This window comes from Rhizobium sp. P1_C7, from assembly GCF_056406295.1.
In genome coordinates, this window is sequence record NZ_JBFUAL010000009.1 from 274,547 (window position 1) to 283,770 (window position 9,224).

A 9,224-nucleotide genomic window follows, 5' to 3' on the forward strand; every position below is an offset into this window, starting at 1 on the left:
GTTGATATCAAACACTATATCAACGGCTCAAGTTGAATCAACTTAGGTTACCGAAGGCCGGAATGGCCTATTGGGCGATGGCAAAGGTCACATTGACGGTGATGTTGTAGCTTGTTTCGCCGCCCTGGATCGGCACCGACGAATCGGCCGCCTCCTTCATCATCGCCGCCCGGTAGACCGGCACGGGCTGCGGCCGCGGGCCACTTTCGTTGATCTCGATAACGTTGCCGAGCTTGACGCCAGCAGCCACGGCGAGCGTCTTTGCCCGGCTGATCGCATCGGCGACCGCATCCTTGCGCGCCGCCTCGATCGCGCTGTCGGGCTTGTCATTGGTGAACTGGATATCACCGCCCTGATTGACGCCGAGCGTCACCGACTGGTCTATGATGGCTCCGAGCTTGGACAGATCGCGGACGCGCACGGTCAGCGAATTAGACACCTGATAGCCGATCAGCTCGGGCGGCAGCTGCTGGCCGTCGCTGCCCTGTGGAAACCTGTACTGCGGCTGGACGGAAAAACCCGATGTCTGCAGGTCGCGCTCGGCAATTCCCGCCTTCTTCAGCGCGGCAAGAACCTCGCTCATCGCCTTGTTGTTTCCGTCAAGTGCCTCGCGCGCGGTCTTTTCCTGCCTGACGACGGACAGGGTGAGCACCGCCGTGTCGGGCGCCATCGTCGACCGGCCCTCGCCGATCACCGAAATCACCGCCTGGCGCGGCTGCGAATCAGCAGCCAGGGCTGGCAGACCGGCAGCGGCGGCGGCCGGTAGGCTGACGAGCAGACTAAAGACGAACCCCTTGGTGTTGCACAATGGCATGTTTCACTCCCCGATTGTGATCTACGGCTATTCCTTTGCCGTTGGATTGTGAAGCTATTGCGGCAATGGCTTGTGACCGCTCAAGAATTGCGTTAGAGCGAAACTGCCCCGGCGAACCATTGCGCCGGACGCACGGCGCCACTGTGGCCGCCCGGGCCTGTAGCTCAATGGTTAGAGCCGGCGGCTCATAACCGCTTGGTTGGGAGTTCGAGTCTCTCCGGGCCCACCATCTTTTCAAGGGGTTAGCCGAAAGGCTGGCCCCTTTTGCTTTTGCCATCCCGGGCTGTGGCGTCGATATGGCGTCAAATTGTGGAAATCGCGCCCGCCCCGCCGCCTGCCGGGGCGCTGGAGCGCAAAGCCGCCCCCGGGGCGGTATCCGCAGGCAAACGCGCGTTGGCGGGGCTTGAAGGCGGGTTTGCTGACATCAGCCTGCGGGGCTGTCACTCGCTAAGTGCGATATGACGGCGAGCGTCGAACTTCGACTTTGCGCCACTTACTTCTTCGTTCGTGGCGTAAAATGCATTGGGCAGAGACCCAAACCCAGCCCTTGAGGTACCGTCAACTCTCCCGACGAGACCTGAGGGGCGATCAGGGGGATAAGCTTCGCCGCCTCCATCCGCTCATATGCCCTCCACGATGACCGAATTATAATCAGGGGCCGAAGTCCCGCGCGTATCACGCAGAACTGTATAACCCGCCGCCGCAGAGCGTGCCGCTTCGATGCTCTCAAACTCAATGACCACGATGCGGTTGTGCAATTTGCCTTCGATGATTTCGATTGGGCTGCCACCCACCAACACTCTGCCACCGTTCTCCCTTGTCACTTCGATGGCCGCGTTCAAGTATCTCTCATAACCGTCCAGATCGGTAACATTGATATTCGAAACGATGTAAGTCTTGCGCATGGTAAATTCCTCGTCTCGGTGAACAAGTGCCAATGGCAGGCTCTTGCGCAGAACACGCCGGGCTTTGGAAAGTGTGTCTTCCGTCTCCTCTTTCGTAGCGAAAGAACTGGAACCCTCACGCCTCAGTTTGGCCGGTTCCGGGTTAGCGATCGCCATTGGCAAAGCCGGTTGCGACGGCGTGAAGTGATGGCGGCGTTCCTCCCTCTTCCTGTTGCCGTTTTACCACGAGGGAGCGGGGTAGTCCTCGCTTTTGGAGGCGCGGACCGAAGAGCGACCCTGTCAGGTAAAATTGTCAGCGTCAGTTCCTCAGTGCGTCCGGAGTACCTCTCCGATAGCTCGCTTTCGCCCTAGGTGCTGGGCCTGCGTAAGAGCTTGCCGCAATGATCGGCAAGAGCGGCGCGGGCGATGCCGGTACGTCCATGAGAGGAGATGACATTGACGTCGCAGCCCCTCTCGTCAGCCGCTTACTTAATGCGGAAAACACGGAACGTTCCGGCAACCTTGCAAATCCCGCCGTGGGCAAAACCGTGAACATTCGCATAAGCAGATCCCCGAACACTACACCCGCATCAGTCTGCAATCTAACAAATGCGGGCGGAACATAATGCCTTGGCCTCGTCGCTATGCAACCATTCGACGCCGTTTGCGATGGCCTGCTTCCAGACCCAGTCGAGGTCTGCCTTTGACCACTGGAAATCGGCGTCCTGCTTTATGCCGAGACCTTCCTGGATTTTGCGTGGGGCATGATTCCAAAAAGGGGGCGTCGATCGCGGTGATAACTTGGTGAACGAACGGTGCGCCTTGCCTTGGGTTTCCTCGGCGATACTCCCCGCGCCTCCAGTTCTGCCTTGGCTAACAAATGGGCCCCCCCTGTGTCCTTGCGGAGTCAAGGTCGAAGGTTATCTGGCCCTTCGATGTCCTAGTGACTGGGAACCTGGATCGCTAGGTCACACGAGGAGTGCGTTTTTGGACCCCGTGATTGTTGGTGCCTTGTCTGCTGTCCTTGGCTCGGTGGTTGGGGGCACAGCGTCGATCGCCACAGTCGGCGGTTGAGGGCCAGCCCATTCGCGGAGTGGGCAACGATCGCGCCGTGATATTCCAGGAGCCAAGGCTGTTGCCTTGGCTTTCGGTCCTAGACAACGTTGGGTTTCCGCTCGAGAACCGCGGAGTCAAGAAGTCTGAGGCAACTGGCCGCGCGCTATGTGAAGCTCGTCGGTCTTTCCGACTTCGCAGAAGCTCTACCATCACAGTTGTCCGGTGGAATGGCTCAGCGGGTCGGTATAGCAAGGGCGCTGGCTGTCCAGCCTGGTATCCTTCTGCTAGACCAACCATTCGGTGCACTCGACGCGATGACGAAGATATCGAAAGAACTCGCCCGCATCTGGAGCGAGGAAGCGGTCACGATGATCCTCGTTACTCACGATCTCGAGGAAGCAAGAGAGGACGGCATAGCTACGGCTGAGACTCTTTCCGATGGCGAAACCCGCACAATTGCGGGTTCATCGAACATCGGCCCAGTCGATCAGAGGACCGAAACGTTTTCGGCCTTCGATTTCCCGGTCTTGCGGTCTTGTCCGACTTCGTATCTGACCTTGTCGCCTTCACGCAACGAACTGCCGCGTTCCAATGCGGAGATGTGAACGAACACGTCCTGGCCGCCATTGTCGGGAGTGATGAACCCGAATCCCTTGTCGTCGTTGAAGAATTTTACCGTTCCAGTCGCCATGTAGACCTATTCCCGTGTGGTTCTGCGGATTCGCAACGCGAACCTATCGCGAGCGAGACTGCTCATCAATCGCAAACGCCACACTGCTTAGCCCCGTGAGGCGGCCGCGTGAGAAATAGCTTCCGTCGCGGATTCTAGGCAGCTTCAGCAATTCGAATTTGGGGAGGTTGAGGCAAGTATATCGCAGCGTCACCCTCCCGTAATCGCATTTTCTACTTTAGCCGAAGCTTGCACATCGCCGACCTGCTGAGTAGCATACGGAGGGGTGTAGGGAGTATTGGATGACGATAGAAGAGTTGATCGACCTTCAAGAGGCCGGCTCGAGGGCTCGTATTCTCGGTCTGAAGGCCAACGAGAATCCCTACCTGAGCCCTGACCGTCGGCCGAACGAGGACGCAATCTTGGTTGGCGATTGGGTCGTACGCCGCGATGCCTGGGAGTTTGGCTGGGAAGCGGAGAACGCTAGCAGAGATGGCAAAATCTCGCAGTACTTTCGAGAGCTAATCAACGTGCAGGCAAACGCTTAACGTAGAAACCCGACTGCCAAATCTCTTAGTGGAGAACGGCTGCGACATGCTCGCCCGTCGTTGTTGGCTCTTTGTGCAATTCCGTCACTGACCATGCCGTCACTGCAACGGCGGCAACTGCGACGTACATAAATTACCAAGCGTCATCGTGAACTGGTCCGCTGGCGACACCTAAAACTGGTCCGCCAAGGGTTGTTAGTTACTCTCCAATCCGTGCGTCGTTGTGGCCTTTTGCAGGAGTCCGCTGCGACGCTTTTCTCGTAATCTGTAGCTGTCGCCACGGATTGTGATGACGTGACTATGGTGTAGCAACCGATCAAGTATGGCGGTTGCTACGACGGGATCCCCGAACACCGTTCCCCATTCTCCGACACTGCGGTTGGACGTGATCAGCATCGCACCCCGCTCGTAGCGCCGGGACACGAGCTGGAAGAACAGATGGGCTGCATTGGGGTCGAACGGAAGATAGCCTAGCTCATCGACAATGAGCAGCTTGGGCTTGGCGAGAAACGCGAGCCGCTCCTCCAGGCGTCCCTCGCCATGTGCTCTCACGAGAGTTGCGACCCTAGCGCTCGGCAATCCCGATAATCACGGCCGGAATTCAGCTCTCAGCAAGCATCCAGAGGGCACGGTACGTCTCTCTCCGTTGTTCGATTTCGCACCCATGCGGCTTGCCAAAGAGGGGATCTTCCACTCCACCAGGTGGGCTATGATGCGTGACGGCGGTCGCGATCATTTTCCCGATTGGAATCGGATTTGCGTCGAACTGATGCCAAACCCTGATGAGCAGAAAGCACTCGCAGCTGCGCTTTCAGCGTTTGCCAAACACCTGCGACAGGCGCCAGATATGGCGAAAGAGATGGGAGCGTCTCCGGAAATTCTGGAACGGTCAATGGGACGCTGCATGGAAATCGCGGACAGCGTTCTGGCGGCGTGGCCATGATGCCGGAGGACAGCTAAATGGCTCGCTGGAAGAAACCCACGGAAGAAGAGATTCTCGAAAATCGGCGAACGCTGGCAGAGCGTGCGCGAAATGGCGACCTGAGGCTGCCTCATGCTGTTGCTGAAATCCGCAAGGGCTTCGGCATGACCCAGGAGGAGTTTGCCAAAATACTAGCGCTCACTAGGCGCCAAGTTGCTGAGATCGAAGCGGGAGCGGCAAACCCAACGCTTGAAACGCTGGAAAGAATTGGCCGATTGTTTGGATTTGGCATTGGGTTTGTCCCGCGATGGCCGAATTGAGTCCACTAAGCGCAGACGTGTTTATGGCAGATCGACGTCAACACCGCACAGCAGGAACGTCGCGACCTCGACCCGCACGACCCGCTGGTGAAGATCGAAGCGGGGGACATGTACTTCGACGACGGCAATCGCGTGGCGGCGAGGGCTGCTTTCGAGTAGGCACTGGCGACCGGTCGAACCAATGCCGACGTGATGACGCGGATCGCAAAGTTCGTCGCCGGTATTCTGGGCACGCGGCACGTCATCGATCGCGCGTGAAGGCTTAATCCCTCGGCACCGGCCCGGTATTACATGAACAAGCTTCGCGTCTGTTACTTCGTCGGTGACTATGACGCAGGCTGGGAGGCAGTGTCCGGCTCACCTGAAACCCCGACGACGCGGTTGTTCGAGGCACTCTGCCTCGCGGGAGCAGGGCGGCGTACCGACGCCAGCACGGCTGTCGCGGAGCTGACCAAGCGATATCCTGAGTGCGAACCATCAACCCTTACGCGGGAGGCCTCGATCAACGGCGACGCGGCACTCGAACAGTTTGCCCACGGATTGCGTGAACTTGGTCTTAGCCACATTGGCGAGTGTGTATGAGCAGGATCCCACCGGTCCCATGTGCCTCACCTGCCCGGCCTTGCCAGCGAACGGGCAATATCGACGATGTCATCGCGCGAGGCAGTGGGATCGTCTCTGTTCCAGGCAACCCCGAGCCCGATCCGGAAATCGATCCCCCTCACCTTCTTGAGCTCGAAGGCACGGTTGGGCAGATCGCGAATCCACTCCGGTGCAAAGCCGATGCCAAGCCCTGCCGAGACAAGCGAGACCAGTGAGTAGGTGTCGTCGCAGGTATAGGCGATGTTGCGGGTCAGATCATAGGCCTCGAACTTCTCGTTGAAGTACCGTTCGGTGTAGGAGAGGTTCTGCCTGTTGAAGGCGATGATCTTCTCATCGCGCAGATCCTCGATGCCGATCTCCTCTTGCGCTGCCAGCCGGTTCGCCTTTGCCACCGCCAGCAGATAGCGTTCATGGGCAATCGAGAAGAACCGCAGCGAGCCGATGTTCTCGACCGGTCGGATGAAGCCGAGATTGATCTGGCCGCTTTCCAGGCTGCGGATGATATCGCTGGTGTTGCCGCTGGAAATATGGATGCGCACATCCGGATACTTGCGGGCGATCTTTGCCAGGAACGCCGGCAGCACCCCTGTGGTGGCCGGATAGACGGTACCGATCCTGATCTGCTTCATTGTCTTGCCGGCCACCGCCCTGGTGATCTCGGTCGTCAGATCGATCTCGCTGAGGATCCTGATGCAGCGATCATAGAAGGTTTCGCCTGCCCGTGTCAGTTCCACCCGTCTGGTGGTGCGGACCAGAAGCTGCAGACCAAGCTCCTTTTCCAGTGCCTGCACCTGCGTGCTCAGCGCCGGCTGGGCAATGCGGATCCTGGCGGCCGCCCTGCCGAAGTGCAGTTCCTCGGCCACTGCCACGAAGTAGGAAAGTTGGCGTAGTTCCATGAGGCCCTCCGGCTTGTCTCAGGGATGTAGCATTCTACTCCTAATTAGGGACTGTCAGTCCGTCGATTGTCAAGCCGTTTATATGTCTTGTTTCCACATGGACACACGGCAGATCATCGGCTGGAATCTCAGGCGCTTGCGCGTCGCAAAAGGTTTGTCTCAAGAGAGATTGGCGCTAGAGTCCAATATCGATCGTTCTTACGTTGGACGCGTGGAGCGCGGCAAAGAGAACGTCACGATCGCGACGCTTGAGGCGTTTGCGAAGGCCTTGTCAGTTACGGTTGGCGCGCTGTTCGCGGAGATCAAGCCAACGGACACGCAACCCGCACCCCTTCGGTCTGGTCGAAAGCATAAGGGGAGCAGCGGAGCGCGCTGACCTCCTTCATCGTCTTGCCGGCCACCGCCCCTGGTGATCTCAGGTCGATTTCGCTGAGGATCCTGATGCAGCGGCTCTTGAAGGTTTCTTCTGCCTGCGTCAGTTCCACCCGTCTTGTGGTGCGGCCCAGAAGCTGCAGGCCAAGCTCCTTCTCCAGCGCCTGCACCTGCGTGCTCAGCGCCGGCTGGGCAATGCGGATCTTGGCAGCCGCCCTGCCGAAGTGCAGTTCCTCGGCCACCGCCCCGAAATAGGAGAGCTGGCGTAGTTCCATGAAGACCACCGATCTCGGGAGTGGACTGATCGCAGTGGAGTCCAGATTGATATAATATGTCGGATATATCCGATGGATTAACGCAATGCAAGATGGTGGCCATGAATTATGGACACTCGTGCTCGCATCGCCTGGAATCTTCGACAGTTGCGCTCAGAGCTGGGCGTGACCCAGGAAAACCTTGCTGTTGATGCGAACGTCGATCGGACTGTTGTGAGCGATTTGGAGCGTGGAAGGCATAACGCCTCAATCGATCTGCTTGATCGTCTTGCTACTGCACTCGCTGTGGATGTCGCGGTCCTATTTATCGTGCCAGATGCTACAGATCCAAAACCAGCCCCCCTTCGGCCTGGTCGAAAAGCCCGGTAGACGAGTGCGCACTAGGGACGACGAGTTTCACGATAGTGGTCTTGAGAGATCCCATCAGGGGCGGATAGCGCCTGCATCGTGACGAGTAAGTCGCTAGAAGCGCTCTGCAGAGCCAATCATGCCGATGAAGCAGACCAACCCCAAGTACATAGCGCCACCCCGTCAATCGTAGCGCAATTCTCATATCTTTGGATTGAGTAAATCGACGACCCGCGCTCGAAATTAAAGCGGGCCTCATGACGAACTTGACGTCAATGATGTGAATTGGAGATCAAATTTCAAGCGCCTTTGTTGCGCGGAGCCGCGTAGGTTCCGGCGACAGCGATACGCAAATTCATTCTTCAGTTGAACACCTACCAGCACAACACAATAACAGCGTGCACTCATGCGATCTCCTCGTGGACTTAGATCAATTTGTGCAGTAGGTTACAGTAGATACAACTAATAAAATCTCTAGTTGATTCATCCCTCAAGAGCGGGTGAGGAAAAGACCATGCAAAATGCATTGGAACCCGGGCGCGATACTGCGCCAGCCTTTCTGCGCCCTCCCCCTTGCCAGGACGATATCAAGTCTCAGCTTGAGCGCATCCTCATCAGCCCGGAGTTTCCTCATATCGGCAGGAGCGCTGCGTTCCTGACCTACGTGACGGAGGAAGCGCTTGCCGGCCGCGGCGACCGGTTAAAGGGCTATTCTATTGCAATCGAGGTGTTCAGACGCGATGAGGGCTTTACCCAAGACGACCCCGTCGTGCGCATCGAGGCGGGCCGCTTGCGGCGAGCTCTTGAGCGCTACTACCTCGTCGCCGGGCAGAACGACGCCGTTCGAATAGACATTCCCAAAGGCGGATACGTGCCGGCATTCACCTGGAACAATCTGATTGCCGATGCGCCACTGGAGACGGCCGATCCGCTCGCACCCCCTCGGCCTTTGCGGCCCTCGACCCGCACTCGCGGGCGGGGACTGTTGATGATCTCCATCGGCTTGTTAGCCGCGTTCAGTGCTATGGGATTGACCGTCATTGCCTCGCCGTACCTTGCAGCGTCATCCAAGTCTGTCGCCAGCCTATTGCCGCCGGAGGGTCCGACGCTGGCCATCGCCCCGTTTGCCAACCTTGGCGAGGGTCAGAATGCCGAACTCTACACGGTCGGGCTGACGGAGGAATTGCTGACTGCCCTTCCCCGCTTCAAGGAAATCCGGGTGTTTGGCCGCGAGACGTCGAACTCTCCGCCGGTGGTGGGAACCTCGCAAATTCGTGGCGAGCTCGGCGCGCGCTTCCTTCTAGAGCGTTTCCGCATTTTTTTGAATCGGGTCAGATTCCCGAATCGACATTGTTCTGATTCACTGATGCTGGCTGGATGGAGGCCAGCATCACATGACCGCACCGTTATCCAATGATCTTCGTGAGCGTGTTGTAGCGGCCGTTCTGAACGGCGAAAGTAGTCGGGCAGTTGCGGCGCGTTTCGAGGTCGCGGTCTCTTCGGTGGTGAAGTGGTC

12 protein-coding genes, 1 tRNA gene and 4 pseudogenes are annotated in these 9,224 nt (G+C 58.1%); 10 read left to right on the top strand and 7 right to left on the bottom strand.

What is annotated here, in order from left to right; all coding sequences use genetic code 11:
• Positions 1 to 67: 67 nt before the first annotated feature.
• Positions 68 to 814 carry an SIMPL domain-containing protein gene (locus AC1D2R_RS16775; protein WP_477968520.1) on the bottom strand — a complete coding sequence of 249 codons (747 nt, stop codon included), beginning with the start codon at positions 812 to 814 and terminating at the stop codon, positions 68 to 70.
• Between the two features lie 153 nt (positions 815 to 967).
• On the opposite strand from AC1D2R_RS16775, the gene AC1D2R_RS16780 reads away from it, so the two are divergent.
• Positions 968 to 1,043, top strand: a tRNA-Ile gene (locus AC1D2R_RS16780).
• A gap of 391 nt (positions 1,044 to 1,434) precedes the next feature.
• Here the strand turns inward: AC1D2R_RS16780 and AC1D2R_RS16785 are convergent.
• A complete protein-coding gene (locus AC1D2R_RS16785) occupies positions 1,435 to 1,875 on the bottom strand; it encodes a DUF1330 domain-containing protein (protein WP_477968522.1) in 441 nt (146 codons plus the stop codon).
• 892 nt (positions 1,876 to 2,767) lie between these two features.
• On the opposite strand from AC1D2R_RS16785, the pseudogene AC1D2R_RS16790 reads away from it, so the two are divergent.
• Positions 2,768 to 3,212: pseudogene (locus AC1D2R_RS16790) on the top strand (ABC transporter ATP-binding protein); the annotation flags it as partial.
• 29 nt (positions 3,213 to 3,241) lie between these two features.
• Here the strand turns inward: AC1D2R_RS16790 and AC1D2R_RS16795 are convergent.
• On the bottom strand, positions 3,242 to 3,445 hold the full coding sequence (locus tag AC1D2R_RS16795) for a cold-shock protein (protein WP_477968524.1): 204 nt from the start codon (positions 3,443 to 3,445) through the stop codon (positions 3,242 to 3,244).
• 281 nt (positions 3,446 to 3,726) lie between these two features.
• Here AC1D2R_RS16795 and AC1D2R_RS16800 point away from each other — a divergent pair, with 281 nt between their 5' ends.
• Positions 3,727 to 3,972: a CrpP-related protein gene (locus AC1D2R_RS16800; protein WP_477968526.1), complete on the top strand. Its 246-nt coding sequence runs from the start codon at positions 3,727 to 3,729 to the stop codon at positions 3,970 to 3,972.
• A 195-nt stretch (positions 3,973 to 4,167) separates the two neighbouring features.
• On the opposite strand, the pseudogene AC1D2R_RS16805 reads toward AC1D2R_RS16800, so the two are convergent.
• Positions 4,168 to 4,536, bottom strand: a pseudogene (locus AC1D2R_RS16805) (ATP-binding protein); the annotation flags it as partial.
• Between AC1D2R_RS16805 and AC1D2R_RS16810 the strand changes: the two are divergent.
• Entirely contained in the window at positions 4,457 to 4,915 is a 459-nt protein-coding gene (locus AC1D2R_RS16810) for a HipA domain-containing protein (RefSeq protein WP_477968528.1), read from the top strand. The pseudogene AC1D2R_RS16805 and the gene AC1D2R_RS16810 sit on opposite strands and share 80 nt — an antisense overlap.
• Positions 4,916 to 4,932: 17 nt before the next feature.
• Complete coding sequence (locus AC1D2R_RS16815; RefSeq protein WP_477968530.1) at positions 4,933 to 5,214, top strand: helix-turn-helix domain-containing protein; 282 nt, start codon at positions 4,933 to 4,935, stop codon at positions 5,212 to 5,214.
• 21 nt (positions 5,215 to 5,235) lie between these two features.
• On the opposite strand, the gene AC1D2R_RS16820 is transcribed toward AC1D2R_RS16815, so the two are convergent.
• Entirely contained in the window at positions 5,236 to 5,454 is a 219-nt protein-coding gene (locus tag AC1D2R_RS16820; protein ID WP_477968532.1) for a hypothetical protein, read from the bottom strand.
• 51 nt (positions 5,455 to 5,505) lie between these two features.
• Between AC1D2R_RS16820 and AC1D2R_RS16825 the strand changes: the two genes are divergently transcribed.
• Positions 5,506 to 5,796, top strand: a complete 291-nt coding sequence (locus AC1D2R_RS16825) for a hypothetical protein (protein WP_477968534.1) — start codon at positions 5,506 to 5,508, stop codon at positions 5,794 to 5,796.
• Positions 5,797 to 5,822: 26 nt separating this feature from the next.
• Here AC1D2R_RS16825 and AC1D2R_RS16830 read toward each other — a convergent pair whose 3' ends face one another.
• A complete protein-coding gene (locus tag AC1D2R_RS16830) occupies positions 5,823 to 6,713 on the bottom strand; it encodes a LysR family transcriptional regulator (RefSeq protein ID WP_477968536.1) in 891 nt (296 codons plus the stop codon).
• Positions 6,714 to 6,810: 97 nt separating this feature from the next.
• Here AC1D2R_RS16830 and AC1D2R_RS16835 point away from each other — a divergent pair, with 97 nt between their 5' ends.
• Complete coding sequence (locus AC1D2R_RS16835; protein WP_477968538.1) at positions 6,811 to 7,089, top strand: helix-turn-helix domain-containing protein; 279 nt, start codon at positions 6,811 to 6,813, stop codon at positions 7,087 to 7,089.
• On the opposite strand, the pseudogene AC1D2R_RS16840 reads toward AC1D2R_RS16835, so the two are convergent.
• Positions 7,088 to 7,360 (bottom strand): annotated as a pseudogene (locus AC1D2R_RS16840) (LysR family transcriptional regulator); the annotation flags it as partial. The gene AC1D2R_RS16835 and the pseudogene AC1D2R_RS16840 sit on opposite strands and share 2 nt — an antisense overlap.
• Before the next feature lie 108 nt (positions 7,361 to 7,468).
• Between AC1D2R_RS16840 and AC1D2R_RS16845 the strand changes: the two are divergent.
• The 3 genes and pseudogenes from AC1D2R_RS16845 to AC1D2R_RS16855 all read left to right on the top strand — a co-directional run.
• Complete coding sequence (locus AC1D2R_RS16845) at positions 7,469 to 7,729, top strand: helix-turn-helix domain-containing protein (RefSeq protein WP_477968540.1); 261 nt, start codon at positions 7,469 to 7,471, stop codon at positions 7,727 to 7,729.
• 493 nt (positions 7,730 to 8,222) lie between these two features.
• Complete coding sequence (locus tag AC1D2R_RS16850; RefSeq protein WP_477968542.1) at positions 8,223 to 9,125, top strand: hypothetical protein; 903 nt, start codon at positions 8,223 to 8,225, stop codon at positions 9,123 to 9,125.
• A pseudogene (locus AC1D2R_RS16855) lies at positions 9,103 to 9,224 on the top strand (IS630 family transposase); the annotation flags it as partial. The gene AC1D2R_RS16850 and the pseudogene AC1D2R_RS16855, both read left to right, overlap by 23 nt.

Excerpts from the sequence above, each read along its gene's own strand:
- AC1D2R_RS16800 (WP_477968526.1), top strand. The coding sequence starts at position 3,727 with ATGACGATAGAAGAGTTGATCGACCTTCAAGAGGCCGGCTCGAGGGCT.
- AC1D2R_RS16815 (WP_477968530.1), top strand. The coding sequence starts at position 4,933 with ATGGCTCGCTGGAAGAAACCCACGGAAGAAGAGATTCTCGAAAATCGG.
- AC1D2R_RS16785 (WP_477968522.1), bottom strand. The coding sequence starts at position 1,875 with ATGGCGATCGCTAACCCGGAACCGGCCAAACTGAGGCGTGAGGGTTCC.
- AC1D2R_RS16835 (WP_477968538.1), top strand. The coding sequence starts at position 6,811 with ATGGACACACGGCAGATCATCGGCTGGAATCTCAGGCGCTTGCGCGTC.
- AC1D2R_RS16810 (WP_477968528.1), top strand. The coding sequence starts at position 4,457 with ATGAGCAGCTTGGGCTTGGCGAGAAACGCGAGCCGCTCCTCCAGGCGT.
- AC1D2R_RS16795 (WP_477968524.1), bottom strand. The coding sequence starts at position 3,445 with ATGGCGACTGGAACGGTAAAATTCTTCAACGACGACAAGGGATTCGGG.
- AC1D2R_RS16850 (WP_477968542.1), top strand. The coding sequence starts at position 8,223 with ATGCAAAATGCATTGGAACCCGGGCGCGATACTGCGCCAGCCTTTCTG.
- AC1D2R_RS16825 (WP_477968534.1), top strand. The coding sequence starts at position 5,506 with ATGAACAAGCTTCGCGTCTGTTACTTCGTCGGTGACTATGACGCAGGC.
- AC1D2R_RS16775 (WP_477968520.1), bottom strand. The coding sequence starts at position 814 with ATGCCATTGTGCAACACCAAGGGGTTCGTCTTTAGTCTGCTCGTCAGC.
- AC1D2R_RS16830 (WP_477968536.1), bottom strand. The coding sequence starts at position 6,713 with ATGGAACTACGCCAACTTTCCTACTTCGTGGCAGTGGCCGAGGAACTG.
- AC1D2R_RS16845 (WP_477968540.1), top strand. The coding sequence starts at position 7,469 with ATGGACACTCGTGCTCGCATCGCCTGGAATCTTCGACAGTTGCGCTCA.